Consider the following 16780-nt stretch of genomic DNA (forward strand, 5'->3'; position numbering starts at 1 on the left):
TTGTAAAGCATGATTCTGCCTGTTCGGTCTCGTCTCACGTCATGAGTGTCGCAGGAGGATGTCATGGAAGAGTGGTTGGGTGAATTGGTGACGTTTTTTGTTCAGTTGCTGCTGGTCGCGCTGGTTGTCATGGGAGCGATTGCGCTTGGATCACGCGGCCAGAAGAGCGAAGGGCGAGAGCAGCTGCAGATTGTCGACTTGGGCCAGCGCCAGCGCCGGCTGAGGGCGAGGCTTGTTCAGGCCATGTCGCCCAAGCGCCGGCGGGGGCTCTGGCCCTTCAAGAGGTCATCGGACGAGACCAAAGCGGCAGGCCAAGGTGACGATAGCAGGTCTACTGCCTGGGTCCTGGACTTTCACGGTAATCTCAAGGCCAGTGGGGTCGACCGCCTGGCCAGGGAGGTCTCACTGCTGATCGATACTGCCCGTGAGGGGGATGATGTCATCGTTCGTATCGAGAGCCCAGGCGGAGTGGTCCATGCCTACGGGCAAGCTGCTGCAGAGCTGGACAGGCTCAATGCTGCGGGCCTCAATACCACGGTATGTGTCGACAAGGTGGCTGCCAGCGGCGGGTATCTGATGGCGTGCAACGCCAAGCGCATCATCGTGGCACCTTTCGCCGTCATTGGTTCCATTGGTGTCGTGGCACAGGTTCCTAACGTCCATCGACTGTTGAAGCGCCACGATATTGACGTCGAGCTGTTTACCGCCGGTCGCTACAAAAGAACGGTGACGGTGTTAGGCGAAAATACCGATGAGGGACGAGACAAGCTTCAGCAGGATCTCGAGAATATTCACGAGAGGTTCAAGTCCTACGTGGCTGAGCGTCGTACCCATGTGGATATTGAAGCCGTATCCACTGGCGAGGTCTGGTATGGCGAGGAAGCCGTGGCGAAGGGGTTGGCAGATGAAGTGGCGACCAGCGAAGCCTATCTCGCTCAGGTGATGTCCGAACGGCGGGTCTTTAGCGTCAAGCTGTCGTCAGTGCCGACGCTAGCTCAGCGGCTAGGCTTTTCCTCTTCTGCTGTGGTGGACAAGGCCCTTGATAGAGTAGAAGAGCGCCTGGACGCATCCCGCTGGGAGCATCGTTAAAGGGTATTGCTGGAAGGAGACGAGTAACACCCGCCTGCACAAGGCTTGAGTTTTTCGCCACGCTCTGCGTGACAGCGTTGGTCCTCAAGCCTTGTAGCGATACTCAAGACGGTTGGCATCCTGCCTTTTGTCCGTCTCGATCTGGCGGCCATCAATCGTCATTGGCGGCGTTCATCTTGACGATCGCGGCGATCATGATGCTCGCACTTTCACCATTGAGTGAGTAGTAGATGGTCTGAGAGGAGCGCCGCGTAGTGACCAGTTCCGCGCGCCTTAAAATGGCCAGATGTTGCGATAGGGCGGATTGGCTGAGGCTAAGTCGTTGATTAAGCTCCGTGACGGAGAGTTCGTGTCCTTCCAGCAGGCAGAGAATTCGTAACCGGTTGTCGTTGGCAATCGCCTTGAGCAGGCCACTGGCCCTATCGACCACGGCGTCTCCTCCCTCAAGCAGACGACCGGCAACACGTTGTTGGCTGTTCATCAGCACTCTCCACTGCAATGGTGACTGATCATATCGACACCCGGCGCTGGCTTGCGGTCCAGCAGGTTCTGGACGGGTGGGGCGTTGCAAGAGGTTGCAGTGTTTCGCATAAATGTCTTGTCACCCTGATTAAGTGAGCGCGGATGAACAGCGTTGCCATCCCGCTCCCGCTTGGGGCTGCAACACAAGCCCATAGACGTTTTCGCTGTATGCCTGGGGTGCTCTGAACCTAATTAGCTTCAGGCCTGGGTTGCGTCAGGCTTATGTCGCTCCAGGACGGCTCGCCTTTCAGTGCGTCAGTGATTAAGAAACTCCTCAATTATAGCGCATTGTAGGAGTAAACGCGTCTTAAACGCTTGTTTGTGACCGCTACAGCAGAATTAGCAAATTATTGTCTCGTTAAGTAACCATGGTCTTCATATGGTTGCTGATATTGACTAAAGGGAATCGAATCGCAACGTGCAGTAACAGGCGCTGTCTCATCGTCGTGTGGTGGGGGCGCAGGCGGCCTCCAGGCTGTCTGCCGCGTGGCATGCATGGCATGGCCATGGCGATGTGCGTATAATCTTGCACCCGGCATAAAAGCGCACGGCAGGCACTTTTGGGGTGTTTGCGTCTCGGGTCTAGCTCGGTTTCCGTGAGCAGGGCCTGCGTTTGCTGCCTCTCAACACCCTCATGCGCGACGTCTGTCGCCATGACTCGATCACCAGGGTTCCCTCACCCCTTACCAAAAAGGTTCGCTATGTTGACGCTTACGACCGATCAGCGCCGTCGATTGCTGGCACTTATGGTGGCTTTTCATATTGCCGTCATTGCCGCCAGCAACTACCTCGTGCAGTTGCCCTTCACGGTATTTGGCTTGCATACCACCTGGGGCGCCTTCAGTTTTCCCTTCATCTTTCTTGCCACGGACCTGACGGTAAGGCTGTTCGGTAAGGAGCCCGCTCGGGCGATCATCTTGCGGGTCATGCTGCCAGCCCTGGTGATCTCCTACCTGGTGTCGGTGATTTTTCCCAAGGGAAGCTACGTGGGCATGGCTGCCTTCGATGAGGTCAACCTCTTTGTCGCGCGTATTGCGCTTGCCAGTTTTATGGCATATCTGCTCGGCCAGCTGCTGGACGTGCAGGTGTTTGATCGCTTACGGCGCTTGGGCGCCTGGTGGGTAGCGCCAGCGGCTTCCACGCTGCTCGGTAATCTTGTCGATACGCTGGCGTTTTTCGCCATTGCCTTCCATGCGGGGCCTGATCCCTTCATGGCTTTGCACTGGCCGGAAATTGCGGCAGTTGACTATGCCATCAAGCTGGCCATCAGTCTGGCGTTCTTCCTGCCTCTTTACGGGGTGTTGCTCAAGACGCTGACCCAGCGCCTGGTCGTCGCCACGGGCAGTGCCGACCGCTGGCCGGAGCGCGCAGCAGATCGGCGTGGCTAGTGGTACGGCCAAGTCCGCCTTGCGGCGCTGGTGCGACGGGGTAAGCTTTGTGCTTACCCCATTTCTTTCCCCCATCGTGGGTGGGGGCTGATCCTAGAATTGCGCAAGAGAAGGAGTTGCAGACATGGCGGTTGCCCTTGAAGTAGCTGACAGCGGTGGGCCGGGAGTGCCCCTGGTGATTGTGCATGGCCTGCTAGGTAGCGCCGACAACTGGCGCTCCCACGTCAAGCACTGGTCGCAACAGCGCCGTGTCATCGCGGTCGATCTTCGCAACCATGGGCGCTCTCCCCACGCAGACGGCATGAGTTACGAGGACATGGCAGAGGACCTGGCCGACGTTATTACGGGATCAGGGGCCGACAAGGTCCACCTGTTGGGCCATTCCATGGGTGGCAAGGTGGTCATGTCTCTTGCTCGCCTGTATCCGGATCTTGTCGCGTCCCTGATGGTGGCCGATATTGCGCCGGTAGCCTACGAGCACCGACATGACAGTGTGTTCGCGGCGCTACGTGCGGTGGAGGCGTCTGCCCCCAAGGACCGCCGAGAAGCTGATGAGCTGATGGCTGCGCATGTGGAGGACAAGCCAACCCGCATGTTCCTGGCGACCAACCTCGTTCGGGGGGAAGGCAATGTACTTTGCCTAAGGGTCAATCTGGATGCCATCGAGGGAAGTTACGAAGACATCATGGCCGAACCCGCCGGTCAGGGTCCCATTCGAGTGCCTTCCATCGTCATTCGCGGTAGTCGCTCGGACTATGTGGCTGACGCCAGGTTGGCGGCGGTTCGTGAAGTGCTGCCGGAGGCTTCGCTGGAAACCCTTGACGCCGGACATTGGCTGCATACCGAGAAGGCCAAGGAATTCCAGCAGTGCATCGATCGCTTTCTTGAACCATTAGCCTAGTCAGTCTAACAGCGACAGGTGCCGCGATAACGGCCAGCGCCAGGCGGATAAAAGGCACTCGGTCATTTCGTGGCGCTTGCAACCGGGCTTGGGGCTCGTGGGTTTAGGCCCTGGGCTCTGGGCTCTGGGCTTAGACCCAAGGTCAGCCTGGGTCGCGGCCAAGGCGAGACACTGGGGTTATCTCCTTCACTATGCCTTGGTCGTGCAGGTAGCGTTCCACGCGCCGATAGCGACCGTGATCCATGGCCGCCGGACGGAGGCTGAGTCGGCGCCTGATGTCGGGCCACGCGGCGGCATTTGCTGCGCTGTCCATGGTCGGTTGCTGTTGCACCATGATGTCCCACGCCTCGGTGGGATGCTCGATGATCCAGCGAGTGGCTTCCTCAATCGAGTCAATGAATCTACGAATGGCATCCTGCTGTGACTGATAGTGTTCCTGGTTGGCCACCAGGATGAGCCCATCGTGAATTGGTATGCCCAAGGAGGCTGCCGACATGACTCGCGTCGCCACTCCCAGGTCACCCAATTCGCGTGGTAGCGAGATGCCGTGGCCGCCAACGACCGCATCAACCCAGTTTTCGCTCATGGCGCGAATGATGCTGAAATGCACGTCCTTCGCTTCCACATGTGACAGGTTCAATCCCTCCTGCTGCAGAATGGCTCTAAGCAGGACATCCTTGTCGGATTGCTGGGCGTAGCCGACCCGATGATCGATCAATGACAGCGCTGAGGCGGCGTTGATGTCGTCACGCACGACGAGCGCCGCGAGGGGAAGCTCCACCAGCGTAGCGACCCTCATGATCGGACGCCCGTCATCGACGGCGGCATGCAGGCTGAGTTGATCTGTCAGGGCAAGATCTGCCTGTGAGGCAGCGACCAGCTTGGCCGCCACGTCCGGATCTGCCGGCGTCTTGAGATGAACGTCAAGTCCGCGGCGCCGGAACAGTCCCTTGTGTTGCGCCACGAGCAGTGCGGCGTGCTGCGGACCTGGGGTCCATTCGAGAATGACGTTGAGAGTGGTCACGGGCGGGGGAGCGATGGGGTCTGCCGGCGCCGCGGTGATCGATGGCGCGATGGCCCGTGACGGCGTATCCACGCTTGGTCCTGTGGGCAGGCCTTCATAGGCTGCCGCGGGATCATGTCGCTCGGCACCGGACGCACTGTTGTTGGCGTGTTCGGCAGCGGGCGGGGTATCCGTGGGGTCGTCCTGAGCGCTGGCGGTGCTCTCGTCGGGCTGCCCTTGCTGCTGCGCTTCCTGCTCCCCAGCATCGTTGTCAGCCTGCGGCTGGATCGCCGTGGCGGCCTCGTTGCTGTCGACTGCGACGGCAGCATCGGTTGAGCCCTGCTCGTCTGCAGCCGGACAGGAAGCGCTAATAAAGCCCAGTGTCAAAGCGGTGGCCATGAGCCAGCCTAGACGATGGCGCCAGGACATTGACTTCGCCATCAAGTGTCTCCCGTGGATCAGGCGTTCGTACCAGCGGGCTAGTGTATACAACGGTAATTTCACCTACCAGCGGCATCCATCAACATCTTGATGGATCAGCGTTTGACCCGCATGAGATACTGTGGTCGAACTTTGCAAGGGACTCGCATGGACTCCATCAATAGCCTTTTTCTGTTATGTGGCACCTTGATCGCGTTGAGCGTGCTGGCGAGCCGACTCTCCGCGTTGGCCGGGGTGCCTCTTCTGGTGCTCTTTCTTGGGCTGGGCATGCTGGCGGGCGAGGATGGCCTGCTTGGCATCGACTTTGACAACTATTCCCTAGCCTTCGTCATTGGTCATCTGGCGCTGGCGATGATTCTTCTCGATGGCGGTCTTCGCACCCGGCTGAAGACCTTTCGAGTGGGCTTCCGGCCGGCCTTGGGATTGGCCACCGCAGGCGTGTTCATCACCAGCGGTCTGGTGGGGCTGTTGGCGATGTGGGTGTTCGACCTGTCGCTGCTGCAGGGGCTTCTTGTCGGAGCCATCGTCGGGTCGACGGACGCTGCTGCGGTGTTTTCCATGCTCAGCGGGCGTGGCCTGAATCTCAATGAGCGTGTTGGTGCAACCCTTGAGATCGAGTCCGGCACCAACGATCCCATGGCGATCTTTCTGACACTGGTGTTGATCGAAGCGCTGGTGGGGGACCTGGGTGGACCGCTGGACATGCTGCTGTTCTTTATTCAGCAGTTCGCCGTCGCCATTGCACTGGGTCTCGGCGCGGGCTGGCTGATCGGCAAATTGCTGCGCTACCTTGACCTGGCTCCTGGCCTCTACTCGCTGCTGGCCCTGGCCCTGGGGTTCTGTGTCTTCGGCCTGACCAGTGCTCTTGGAGGAAGCGGCTTCCTGGCAATCTATCTGGCGGGCCTGATGATCGGTAATCAGCCCGGTCGTCATCTCAACTTCATCTTGCCGGTACACGACGGGCTGGCATGGTTGAGTCAGATAGGTCTGTTTCTGGTGCTGGGGCTTCTGGTTACGCCGTCGGCGCTGTTCGACGTGCTGTTACCCGCATCGGTAGTGGCGCTGGCGTTGATCTTCGTGGCGCGGCCACTGGCGGTGATTCTTACGCTCAAGCCGTTCTTTCATTTTCGCTGGCGTGAGGTCGGCTTTATCTCTTGGGTGGGGTTGCGCGGCGCGGTGCCTATCGTGCTGGCCATCTTTCCCGTCATTGGCGGCGTCGAGCGGGCGGACCTTTACTTCAATGTGGCCTTTGCGGTGGTGTTGCTATCGCTGCTGATTCAGGGCGGGACCTTGCCGTGGATGGCTAAGCGGATGAAGGTCATGGTGCCTGACAGTGCAACGCCCAATCATCGCGGCCCGCTTGGCATCTTGCCGGAAAACGATTTCGAGATGTTTGTCTACAAGGTCGAGAACTCTGATCTCGAAGACATCCCGATTCGCTTGTTACGCTTTCCCTCGGGCTCATTGATTTCGGCGCTGTTTCGTCAGCACGTGATGTTGCATCCCAAAGGCAGTACCCAGCTGCGCATGGACGACATCATCTGTGTCATCGGCAAGAGCGATGACCTGCCTGCGCTGAATCGTCTGTTCAATGGCGATGCGAAGCATCGCCAGCAGCGAGCCTTCTTCGGGACCTTTACGCTGGATGCTGAGGCGCGCATGGGTGACGTGGCCGACGCTTACGGATTGACCCTGAGTCCTGGCGAAGCGTCGTTGACGCTAGGGGAGTTTTTGGGGCTGCGGTTGGGCGGTCATCCTGTCGTGGGCGATGACGTCGACTGGCACGGTATCCAGTGGGTGGTCAGTGACATGGAGGGAAACCATATCACCAAGGTGGGGCTGCGCCTGTACTAGGGCTTGTACGGAAAGTGCCTGCGCTTGGTGATACGGCGTTAAAACATCGGTCTAAATGCTCATTTACACCTCGTAAACTGCGCTTTCTCACCGATGTTTGCCTTGTTTCACCTTCGCTCGTCGACTTGTCGGACAAAACCTGGCGAATAGCCTGCCGCTGGATGGTGAGCAGGCGTCCGAATCATGTTGTCAGAGCCTTGGAGCAATGGGGCGTCGTCCCTGGGAGGCGTGTGGAGAGATGGTCATGCTCAGACGACTATTGCCGTTGTTGCTGCTGGTGGTGCTGAGCGGCTGCGACGAAACGCCGGCTGGTCGCAGCCAGCTGGCTCTTGTGCCGGGTTTCGTCATGAGCGATATGGGCAGGCAGGCCTTTGATCAGCTTCGCCATGAGCTTCCTCTGGATCAGGACGTGTCGCGCAAGGCGCTGGTCCAGTGCATCAGCGCAGCCCTCATCAAGTCAGCTCGCCTGGAATATCCAGAGGTGGAGACGCCCGAGGACTGGCAGGTGGTGATCTTCGACTCCCCTTCACCCAATGCGTTTGCCTTGCCGGGTGGGCGTATTGGGGTCAACACGGGTTTGTTTGATGTCGCGCAGTCCCCGGACCAGCTGGCCGCCGTCATTGCACATGAAATCGCCCACGTGCTGGCTAAGCATGGCAACGAGCGGTTGACTCAGCAGCTAGGCATCAAGGCGGTGCTGTTGGTGGTGGGCCTGATCAGCGAGGGCGATGTCGGCCAGGAGCCGCTGATGGAAGCGCTGGGGATCGGCAGTCAGCTAGGCATCGCGCTGCCTTTCAGCCGGGTGCATGAGTCAGAAGCTGACCTGATGGGGCTTGCGATCATGGCGCGCGCTGGGTTTGATCCTGGGGCCAGCATCACCTTGTGGCGCAATATGGCGGCGCTTGGCGGCAGTCAACCGCCTGAGATCCTGTCCACGCATCCCGGCCATCAGTCCCGCATCAGTGGGCTAAGAGAGCATATGGCCGCTGCCAAGAGACAGTATCAAGAGGCGGTACCATCTCGGTGTTCTGCTCGGCCGCTATAGTGCCACCTCTATATCCTTTCTCTTTGCCTGACAGCTCTGGCATGGGCCCCACGTTGTCTGGCGGGTCGCGTTGCCTGTAGCGATCCTGGGCTGGTCGGCGGTGGCCATACCGCGCCAATAGGGCGCTCTTTACGCTTTATCGTCAGGGCGGGTGGGTAGCCTGTCCTCGAAGGCAAGGGCGGCCGCTGCCGACCGCGCCGCGTCTTGGCTGTCATGGCGTGAGATCACCTGGCGTGTCGCTCCTGGTGATGAGTCAGAAAAGGCGACGACGGCCCATCGGGTACGTTTGAGCGCCTTGGTCTGGTAGCTCTCGACGCGAAAGTGCTTCATGGGTAATTCTGCTCTTTTTGCGAAGGCGCGCAGTCTACGTGCTGTAAGCCATCAGCATTGTCAAAAGTTTACTGAGCCTTCAACGGTGATGTCACGCGCCGTATGCTGAGTAATGATTAGGGTATTCATTAAGCGATATCTTATTGAGCAATAAGAGTATGACGGTACGAAAAGGTTCAGTCCGTCCGCATCATTTGCCCCCAGGGGGCGCGGCGCTTCAGCAGTCGGGCCGCTCATCCCCTGGCATCTGCTAATGCCTAGTCTGCTAATGATATCACGTCAGTGCGGTTGCCAGGCGCAGCGCTTGGGAGCGCTATAGGCAGCTGCTGCTCAGGCGCCAGGCGTCAACCTGGGTGCCGGCTCAATGGTCGAAGGTGAGGGCAGAGACAGGTGAGGACAGAGACACCGACAAGAAACAACAATAAGCAAAGTGGGAAGAGAGAAGAGAGAAGGGAGAAGAGAGTAGCGGTTAGAGACAAAAGACAAGCGCGGGGCACCGCTGAATGCTAGACGGGTTGGTTCGAGCTTCATCGGTATGGTGAGAAAGGAGTTGATCGTGCTGACGATCCAGGTGTGTATACCATCACGAAAACGCCGAATCTGCAGGACAGATTCGGCGTTTGGCAATTCGAGGTGGCGGAGGGACAGGGATTCGAACCCTGGAAGGGCGTTAACCCTTGCCGGTTTTCAAGACCGGTGCATTCAACCGCTCTGCCATCCCTCCGGCTCACGGCGATGTACTTTACCAGCTTTTCTTCTCACGTCAACAGTTGTGTGCGATCAATGTGTTACGGCCTACCCGAGGAGCCCTCGTCAGCCAGGTCATTAATCTTTAGCCCAGGCGATTGGCAAGGGGGAAACTGCGCAAGAAATGTGCAGCTAAGCAATTTTTTGTCGCCAATAGGAAACGCTGTTCGAGCCAAGTGTGGCGGGGATGCAGCGCCATTCAGGTGAATTCCCTTCGTTGAAACCGCGCAGGTAGACGTCTTGCGCCGGGAACCTCCCATGGGCATGCTGTGTCGAATGCATGTCCACAAACAGGGAGCTACGGATACATGGCTTATCAAGAGTCACAGGTGAGTCGTCAGACCCAGACGCAGGTAGCTGCGACCAATAAGGTCTTGCGCAATACCTACGGCTTGCTGGCGATGACACTGCTGTTCTCTGCGGTGACAGCGGGGGCGGCAGTGGCCCTCGGCGTTCAGCAGATGAACATTCTGGTGTTCTTCATTGGCGCATACGGCCTGATGTTCCTGGTTCACAAGACCGCTAATTCCGCCATGGGGCTACTGGCGACATTCGCCTTCACCGGCTTCATGGGCTTCACCCTTGGTCCTATTCTCAGCGCCTACCTGACGCTGTCGAATGGCCCTGAACTGATCATGACCGCGCTGGGCATGACCGGTTTGACCTTCTTCGGTCTGTCGGCGGTCGCGCTGATCACCCGCAAGGACTTCAGCTTCCTGGCCAACTTCATGATGGCGGGTGCCATCGTGCTGATCCTGGCCATGGTTGCCGCGCTGATCTTCAACATTCCTTCGCTGTCCCTGATGGTCTCTGCGGGCTTTGTCCTGTTCTCCTCGGCAGCGATCCTGTATCAAACCAGCGAGATCGTTCATCGGGCCGGCGAAACGAACTATATCCTCGCTACCATCACCCTGTATGTCTCGATCTACAACCTGTTCATCAGCCTGCTGTCACTGCTGGGCGTTGTCAGCCAGGATTGATCCAGACGGGACGGAATGGCACAAGTATCGTAGAATGGTGGCCCCGCTCATGCGGGGCCATTTTTTTGTGCTGGCTGCGTGTCGCCATAGACCCGATGCCAGTGATTGATGACGCTGTCCAGGGGTAGAGATATATGCGCTACGCCATCCTGTTGCTGGGTGCGCCTTACAGCTCTCAGGCAGCCCATAGTGCACTGCGTTTCGCCCAGGCGGTGATAGCGCGTGGTCACCGCCTGGAAGCCGTGTTCTTCTACGCTGATGGCGTTCACAATGCGGCGAGCCTGGCGACCCCGCCCCAGGACGAGCCGCAGATTGTCGATGGCTGGATAGATCTTCAGCGTGACCATGACGTCAGGCTCGAGGTGTGCATTGCGGCGGCTCTTCGACGCGGCATCATCGATGCCGCTGAGGCGGCGCGACATGGCAAGAACGGGCACAGCCTTGCGCCACCTTTCACGCTCACCGGACTGGGGCAGCTGATCGACCTTGGTGTTGACTGTGACCGTCTAATCACCTTCGGCGCATGACGCGATCGGAGTCACGGCCAGGGACAAACCCGGAGGAGTGGGTATGACGGTAACGACGTCAGTCGACGAGGGGGCAGCGGGAGAACTGCTGGTGATTCTTCGCCATGGTCCTCATTCAGGTATCGCGCTGAAGGAAGGGCTTGATGCTGCTCTGGTGGCTGCCGCCTTTGGGCGCCGTGTATCGCTTCTGTTCATGGGCAGTGGCGTGGCCGCCTTGATGCCAGGTCAGGGCAAAGGCCCGCTGGACCAGAAGGGAACTCTGCCGACGCTGGACATGCTCGAGATGTATGACATCGATCGGTGCTATGCCGACAGTGCCAGTCTGGAAGCCCTCGACATGTCGGCAGACGCTCTGGCCATCGACGTCACCGCTGTCGACAGTGGCGGTGTCGCTCAGTTGATGGCATGCCATTCGCTGGTAATGACGTTCTGAGACCTGCGAGGCGTTCACTGTCTATGGACGACGGAAGCGATCCTGCTGGTTGAGTCACGGCTCATCTATTGTACCCATCGACCTCACCCATCTATTGCACCATTGCCATTTGTCGCCCCTGTGGAGCAACAATGATTCTGCATACCCTCAATCGCTCGCCGCTAGATTCGTCAGTCTACCTTCAGGCGTTGGCCGCCATGACCGAGGCAGATTGCCTGTTGCTCATAGAGGATGGTGTCCTGGGGTGCCTGCCAGCCCAGGCTGGGCGCTGGCCTCAGCTCACTGGCAGACTGTTCGCGCTGCGAGAAGATCTGGCGTCGCGAGGTCTCGTCGATGCCTGTTCCGATAGCATCACCGTCATTGATATCCAGGAGTTTGTCGCCTTGACGGAGCAGGCCACCAAGGTGGTGAGCTGGTACTGAGTCAGTAAGTCTGGTGATAGCCAGCTGCCATCCCTGGCGATTCGCGGGGTTTATGCTCGCTGTCAGTGCCCCCACCTATTGTTATCTAGCGCCATGCAGGCATGGCGTTCAGTATTCACCGTCATCAGCGTCGTCCAGCAGGAGAGCGTCATCATGGCAACGACACAGACCGCTGAGGAGCTCAACCTTGGCACGGGCACCATCGGACTCGATCCCGAGGGCTACCTTGTTGATCTTAACGACTGGACTCCTGAAGTCGCCGAGGCGCTGGCAGGGCGGGAGGGCCTGGTGCTTACCGAGGAGCATTGGGAGATCCTCCACGTGCTGCGCGAGTTCTACGGGCGCTACGAGCAGTCGCCAGCCATGCGCCCGCTGGTAAAGGCGGTGGGCAAGGCCCTTGGCCAGGACAAGGCTAGCTCGATCTATCTCATGCGGTTATTTCCGGGCAGTCCGCCGAAGCTAGGTGCCCGCCTTGCTGGATTGCCTAAACCGACCAATTGCCTCTAGGCTCGGCTGTGAATTTCCTGGCTCATGGCTGGCTGGCCCGCGAGGGCAGTGACGGCTTTCTGCTCGGCAACTTGATTGCCGACGGCGTCAAGGGGACCGACCTGTCTGCGTGGCCAGCACCAGTCGCGGAAGGCGTGCTCCATCATCGCCAGGTTGATGCCTTTGTCGATCATCACCCCCGAGTCGCTGCCGCAAGGGCTCGTGCGCCAGCAGATGGGCGTCGCGTTGCCGGTATTGCGCTGGACATGATGTGGGACCACTTTCTCGCTGATGAGCTGAGCGGCGATCAGTGGCGCGAGCGAGACGAGCTGATTGATCGCTGCTACAGACTGTTCGAGCGGCATGGTGCGCCGCAGCGGCTGGCCCAGATGGTGCCCGTGATGGTGCGTGAGGACTGGTTGCGGCGCTATTCCAGCCTGGCGTTCACCACCCGCGCGATTGCCGGCATCGGTACGCGTTTATCGGGTCCCAATCGGCTGGCGGAACTGGTGCCGCACCTGGAGCAGGATTACGACGTCCTGCGGGAAGACTTCGCCATCCTGTGGCGGGATACCCGTCGCCACTGGGAAGTCTCCCCACGTCTCTCATGACGTTCGTAGCCACAGGCACTCGACAGCATCTCCAGGGCTTATCTCGGTGTGCGGTGGAATGACGGCCAAGGCGTCGGCATTGATGCAGGAAGATAGAACGCCTGAGTTCTGGTCGTCGAAGGCTTTCGCCGCAATGCCAGTCTGACGGAAGTCGAGGGAAACCCTCATGTAGTGCTGGCGTGGCCCCGTGCTGGTGCTGAAATCGCTTTGTGCCCAAAGGCGCGGTAGCTCAGCCATTTGCTGGCAACCCTGCATGCTGCCGAGCAGTGGGCGCAAGAATAGCCAGGCACCGACGTAGCTGGAGACTGGATTGCCAGGCAGACCTACAAAGCGTGTCGCATGTCCTGTTGCATTCGGCAACTGGCCCAACGCCAGGGGTTTGCCAGGGCGAATGGCGAGGCGCCATAGATCCAGGTGACCCAGCTGTTCCAGGGCTGCCTTGACATGGTCTTCCTCGCCTACGCTGACCCCACCCGTAGACACCACCAGATCGGCCATCGCGGCAGCTTCAGACAGACAAGCGCGAGTACCCTCGGCAGTGTCTGGCACGCTGCGGGTCAGTACCACCTCGGCACCGAACCGCTGCAGCAAGCTGAGTAGCATGGCACGATTGGAGTTGTAGATCTGACCGGGGGCTAGCGTCTTGCCCGGGTCAATGATCTCGTCACCGGTCGACAGCAGGGCGACACGGGGTCGGCGGTGGACAGCCACCTCGACGATGCCTTGGCCTGCCAGGTGCCCCAGGGCAGCGGCATCCAGGCGCGTGCCCGCCGCCAGCAGGGTATCGCCACTGGTGACATCACGCCCTTGCCTGCGCACGTTGTCGCCGGCAGGAATCGTCGCTGGCATGATCGCGATATTGCCGTCACGCTCCACCTTTTCCTGCATCACGATGCAGTCCGCGCCCTGTGGCAGCACGCCACCGGTAAAGATGCGTGCACAGGTGCCTCGTTCAAGCTTCGCCGTGGGCGATCCTGCCGCCATCCTCAGCGCCACGGGTAGACGCCGGCCGGCATCCTCATGATGCAGGGCATAGCCGTCCATGGCGCTGTTGTCGAAAGGCGGTACGTCCAGCACGGCCTTGACGTCCCTGGCCAGCACTCGGCCGTCGGCGACGTCGCAGCTGACGGTCTCCTCGGGGAGGGCCTTTACGCCCTCCAGCAGGGTGTCCAGGGCGTCCTGCATCGGTGCCAGCCTGCTCGACGGCTCAATGGTCATGCTGTCCGCGCTCCGCAATCACGAGATTGGCAAAATTGCAGGGCTTGTGGCGACTGTCCAGCTGTTCGGCAAGGATGCCATCCCAGGCGGTGCGGCAAGCCCCTGTAGAACCAGGGAGGCAGAAAATGACCGTGCGATTGGCCATGCCGCCCAGGCAGCGGCTCTGGACGGTAGAACTTCCAATCTCCTGCCAGGACAGCTGGCGGAAGAGTTCGCCGAAGCCTTCAATTCGCTTGTCGAGCAGCACACTGACGGCTTCTGGCGTCGAATCACGGCCGGTAAACCCGGTGCCGCCCGTGGTCAGCACCACTTGAACCTCCGGGTCCGCGATCCACTGGGACAGCACCGCACGAATACGATAGATATCGTCGATGACGATCTGCTTGTCGGCCAGCTGGTGACCGGCATCTTCCAGGCGCTGGACCAATGCCTGTCCACTGCGATCGGTCGCTTCATCTCGGCTATCGGAGACGGTGAGGACGGCGATCTTCAATCCGATCATGGCATCGTGGCTCATGAGCTCGGGCTCTCCTTGCTCTGCTGCTTGTCACGCTTGGTCTGCTGGCGTGCCTCGAAGGCGGCCATCTGCTCTGGCGTGGCCTTTGCCTGGTAGAGTTCCTTCCATTCGCTGTAGGGCATCCCGTAGACGTACTCGCGGGCGCTTTCATAGTCGATGGTTTCACCGCGCTCATCGGCGGCTGCTACCAGCCACTTGGAAAGGCAGTTGCGACAGAAGTCTGCCAGGATCATCAGATCGATGTTCTGGACGTCCTTGTTGTCATCAAGGTGCTTCAGGAGACGACGGAAGGCTGCCGCTTCCACTTCAGTGCGCGTGTGTTCATCGAGATGTTGCATGAGGTTCTCCAGAAAATATGTCGAGCACAAAGCCGGATGCCATGATGGTAACGCCAAGCCCGCCCGCAAGAAACACGTCGCCCCGAACATGAGTCGGGGCGACGTGTGAAGCGATGTGCAGCTTTGACCGTCACTGCGATGGACAATAGCCCTTGATGATCACGAGGGTGAGGACGAGGAGGGGGTGCTGTCGGCCTGATCGTCGTGGGGCTGTGCCGCTGGTGCTTCACCGGCCTGATCCTTGACCTCCTCGTACCACAAGTTGTGGTGCTGCTTGGCCCATGTCTCGTCGACGTATCCCGTTGTCATGCCTTCCAACGCACCTTCTGTGCCGAGGGTGCCAATGTAGATATGGCCGAAGGAAACGGCGGTCAGAATCAGTGCACCTACGGCGTGAATGATGTTGGCCCACTGCATCGTGTCGCGGCTCTGATCGAAGTTCGGGAAGTCCAGCACCAGTCCGCTGGCAAAGACCACCATGCCCGCCGTCGCCAGCATCCAGAACCACGCCTTCTCCCCGCCATTGGCGAAGCCCGCATCCGGATGCTTGTCCCCGATCATGCCGCCCCCCTGCTTGAACCACTCGATATCATGGCGCTTGATCCAGTTGTGCTTCAGGAATTTCGCCAGCACGAAGATCAGCAGGATGCCGAAGAAGGGGCCGATATAGTTGTGCAGGAACTTGGTGCCACTGATCATGGCCGCCCATACCGCATCCCCGAACAAGGGCTTGAACACAAACTTGCCATACAGAATGTTGAGCCCGGTCAGCGCTAGAATCAGGAACAGGGTGGCCAAGGTCCAATGCAGTGCTCGGCTTAAGACCGACCAGCGCAACAGCTTGCGACCGGTGCGCGGTTCATCGAGCTGGCTGCGCCCCACGATCAGATAGAAGATCGTGATCATGACCAGCATACCGCCCACCGCCACCAGCCCGAATGGCGATACCCATTTGTTGCGCCATTGACGCCAGGTCTCACCACTCTGGTTGATCAGGCTGTAGGTGGAATCATGGCGAGTATCGATGAAGGACTCACCATCCTTCACCTGTCGCCAGGTATCTGCGTCAGCGGCGGGCACGGCGACCGCAATCTCCGCATTGGGGTCGGCAGCCAGTGCAGCGCTACCAAAGGCCAGGGCGACCAGCAGGAGTAAACCGGGCAGGGCTATTCCTGGAAGGGCTATCGCCAGCCGTGGCAAGCGAAACCCCTGGCCCAGCCGGCTCAAGACATCACGCATGTTCATGGGGCCTCCTCACTGGTCTTGAGTCGCATCGTAGGCCATTGCGTCGATCGCCGAGGGCGACCCGTTGCCGATAGCGGACCAGGCGCCGTCCTTGTGGCCGCGACGGACGACCCGCTCGCGGAAGATATCCGCTACGGTCTGGGCATCACCGGCCAGCAGAGCCTTGGTGGAGCACATTTCAGCGCACAGCGGCAGCTTGCCTTCCGCAATACGGTTGGCGCCGTACTTCTCGTACTCTTCTTCCGGGCTGTCCGCGGGACCACCAGCACAGAACGTGCATTTGTCCATCTTGCCGCGTTCGCCGAAGGCATCCTGCTGAGGGAACTGGGGGGCGCCGAAAGGACAGGCGTAAAGGCAATAGCCGCAGCCGATACACAGGTCCTTGTCGTGCAGGACGATGCCGTCATCTGTCTTGTAGAAGCAGTCGGTGGGGCAGACGGCCATGCAGGGGGCGTCATCGCAGTGCATGCAGGCCACCGAGATGGAGACTTCGGAGGGTTCACCATCATTCAGGGTGACCACGCGCCGGCGCTGGATTCCCCACTCGACCTCGTTGGCATTCTTGCAGGCGGTAACGCAGCCGTTGCACTCGATGCAGCGCTCTGCGTCACACATGAATTTCATTTGGGCCATCTTGCAACTCCTGGTTTCCCGGAGGTCGGGACGGGCTGTTCACCGGTCCC

General features: G+C 59.6%; 18 protein-coding genes and 1 tRNA gene. 11 read left to right on the forward strand and 8 right to left on the reverse strand.

Going from position 1 to position 16780, the window contains the following annotated elements; genetic code table 11:
* The first annotated feature begins 63 nt into the window (after nucleotides 1-63).
* Nucleotides 64-1089 (forward strand): protease SohB, encoded by a 1026-nt coding sequence (sohB, locus tag KUW18_RS14560; RefSeq protein WP_222561745.1) that lies wholly within the window; start codon nucleotides 64-66, stop codon nucleotides 1087-1089.
* A 151-nt stretch (nucleotides 1090-1240) separates the two neighbouring features.
* On the opposite strand, the gene KUW18_RS14565 is transcribed toward sohB, so the two are convergent.
* Complete coding sequence (locus tag KUW18_RS14565; protein WP_206938942.1) at nucleotides 1241-1570, reverse strand: ArsR/SmtB family transcription factor; 330 nt, start codon at nucleotides 1568-1570, stop codon at nucleotides 1241-1243.
* A gap of 742 nt (nucleotides 1571-2312) precedes the next feature.
* Here KUW18_RS14565 and KUW18_RS14570 point away from each other — a divergent pair.
* Together KUW18_RS14570 and KUW18_RS14575 are read left to right on the forward strand one after the other, a co-directional pair.
* Nucleotides 2313-2999 (forward strand): 7-cyano-7-deazaguanine/7-aminomethyl-7-deazaguanine transporter, encoded by a 687-nt coding sequence (locus KUW18_RS14570; RefSeq protein ID WP_206938933.1) that lies wholly within the window; start codon nucleotides 2313-2315, stop codon nucleotides 2997-2999.
* A 124-nt stretch (nucleotides 3000-3123) separates the two neighbouring features.
* Nucleotides 3124-3900, forward strand: coding sequence for an alpha/beta fold hydrolase (locus KUW18_RS14575; protein WP_222483287.1), 777 nt, complete (start codon nucleotides 3124-3126; stop codon nucleotides 3898-3900).
* 142 nt (nucleotides 3901-4042) lie between these two features.
* Here KUW18_RS14575 and KUW18_RS14580 read toward each other — a convergent pair whose 3' ends face one another.
* Nucleotides 4043-5344, reverse strand: a complete 1302-nt coding sequence (locus KUW18_RS14580; protein ID WP_222163783.1) for an ABC transporter substrate-binding protein — start codon at nucleotides 5342-5344, stop codon at nucleotides 4043-4045.
* 147 nt (nucleotides 5345-5491) lie between these two features.
* Here KUW18_RS14580 and KUW18_RS14585 point away from each other — a divergent pair, with 147 nt between their 5' ends.
* Both KUW18_RS14585 and KUW18_RS14590 read left to right on the forward strand, forming a co-directional pair.
* Nucleotides 5492-7198, forward strand: a complete 1707-nt coding sequence (locus KUW18_RS14585) for a potassium/proton antiporter (protein WP_222163784.1) — start codon at nucleotides 5492-5494, stop codon at nucleotides 7196-7198.
* 244 nt (nucleotides 7199-7442) lie between these two features.
* Nucleotides 7443-8243 carry a M48 family metallopeptidase gene (locus KUW18_RS14590; protein ID WP_222238512.1) on the forward strand — a complete coding sequence of 267 codons (801 nt, stop codon included), beginning with the start codon at nucleotides 7443-7445 and terminating at the stop codon, nucleotides 8241-8243.
* A 964-nt stretch (nucleotides 8244-9207) separates the two neighbouring features.
* On the opposite strand, the gene KUW18_RS14595 is transcribed toward KUW18_RS14590, so the two are convergent.
* A tRNA-Ser gene (locus KUW18_RS14595) sits at nucleotides 9208-9297 on the reverse strand.
* A gap of 331 nt (nucleotides 9298-9628) precedes the next feature.
* Here KUW18_RS14595 and KUW18_RS14600 point away from each other — a divergent pair.
* The 6 genes from KUW18_RS14600 (at nucleotide 9629) to KUW18_RS14625 (ending at nucleotide 12779) form a co-directional block, all read left to right on the forward strand.
* Complete coding sequence (locus tag KUW18_RS14600) at nucleotides 9629-10300, forward strand: Bax inhibitor-1/YccA family protein (RefSeq protein WP_206938901.1); 672 nt, start codon at nucleotides 9629-9631, stop codon at nucleotides 10298-10300.
* A 134-nt stretch (nucleotides 10301-10434) separates the two neighbouring features.
* Nucleotides 10435-10827, forward strand: a complete 393-nt coding sequence (gene tusD, locus KUW18_RS14605; RefSeq protein ID WP_222561746.1) for a sulfurtransferase complex subunit TusD — start codon at nucleotides 10435-10437, stop codon at nucleotides 10825-10827.
* A 43-nt stretch (nucleotides 10828-10870) separates the two neighbouring features.
* Complete coding sequence (locus KUW18_RS14610) at nucleotides 10871-11260, forward strand: DsrE family protein (RefSeq protein ID WP_222561747.1); 390 nt, start codon at nucleotides 10871-10873, stop codon at nucleotides 11258-11260.
* Nucleotides 11261-11391: 131 nt separating this feature from the next.
* Nucleotides 11392-11682, forward strand: a complete 291-nt coding sequence (gene tusB / locus KUW18_RS14615) for a sulfurtransferase complex subunit TusB (RefSeq protein WP_206938895.1) — start codon at nucleotides 11392-11394, stop codon at nucleotides 11680-11682.
* A gap of 153 nt (nucleotides 11683-11835) precedes the next feature.
* Nucleotides 11836-12189, forward strand: coding sequence for a TusE/DsrC/DsvC family sulfur relay protein (locus tag KUW18_RS14620; protein WP_206938885.1), 354 nt, complete (start codon nucleotides 11836-11838; stop codon nucleotides 12187-12189).
* 8 nt (nucleotides 12190-12197) lie between these two features.
* Nucleotides 12198-12779 carry an ACP phosphodiesterase gene (locus KUW18_RS14625; RefSeq protein ID WP_206938884.1) on the forward strand — a complete coding sequence of 194 codons (582 nt, stop codon included), beginning with the start codon at nucleotides 12198-12200 and terminating at the stop codon, nucleotides 12777-12779.
* Here the strand turns inward: KUW18_RS14625 and glp are convergent.
* The 5 genes from glp to fdh3B form a co-directional block, all read right to left on the reverse strand.
* Entirely contained in the window at nucleotides 12774-13997 is a 1224-nt protein-coding gene (glp, locus tag KUW18_RS14630; RefSeq protein WP_206938883.1) for a gephyrin-like molybdotransferase Glp, read from the reverse strand. The genes KUW18_RS14625 and glp overlap by 6 nt on opposite strands.
* Nucleotides 13987-14514 carry a molybdenum cofactor biosynthesis protein B gene (gene moaB, locus KUW18_RS14635; RefSeq protein ID WP_206938882.1) on the reverse strand — a complete coding sequence of 176 codons (528 nt, stop codon included), beginning with the start codon at nucleotides 14512-14514 and terminating at the stop codon, nucleotides 13987-13989. The genes glp and moaB overlap by 11 nt, the downstream gene beginning before the upstream one ends.
* Nucleotides 14511-14852 (reverse strand): DUF1244 domain-containing protein, encoded by a 342-nt coding sequence (locus tag KUW18_RS14640; RefSeq protein ID WP_206938875.1) that lies wholly within the window; start codon nucleotides 14850-14852, stop codon nucleotides 14511-14513. Before KUW18_RS14640 ends, moaB begins: the two co-directional genes overlap by 4 nt.
* A 159-nt stretch (nucleotides 14853-15011) precedes the next feature.
* Complete coding sequence (locus KUW18_RS14645) at nucleotides 15012-16097, reverse strand: formate dehydrogenase subunit gamma (RefSeq protein ID WP_222561748.1); 1086 nt, start codon at nucleotides 16095-16097, stop codon at nucleotides 15012-15014.
* A gap of 9 nt (nucleotides 16098-16106) precedes the next feature.
* A complete protein-coding gene (fdh3B, locus tag KUW18_RS14650; RefSeq protein ID WP_206938871.1) occupies nucleotides 16107-16730 on the reverse strand; it encodes a formate dehydrogenase FDH3 subunit beta in 624 nt (207 codons plus the stop codon).
* Nucleotides 16731-16780: the final 50 nt, after the last annotated feature.

Source organism: Halomonas sp. DP5Y7-2 (genome assembly GCF_019802025.1).
Taxonomy (GTDB): Bacteria; Pseudomonadota; Gammaproteobacteria; order Pseudomonadales; family Halomonadaceae; genus Halomonas; species Halomonas litopenaei_A.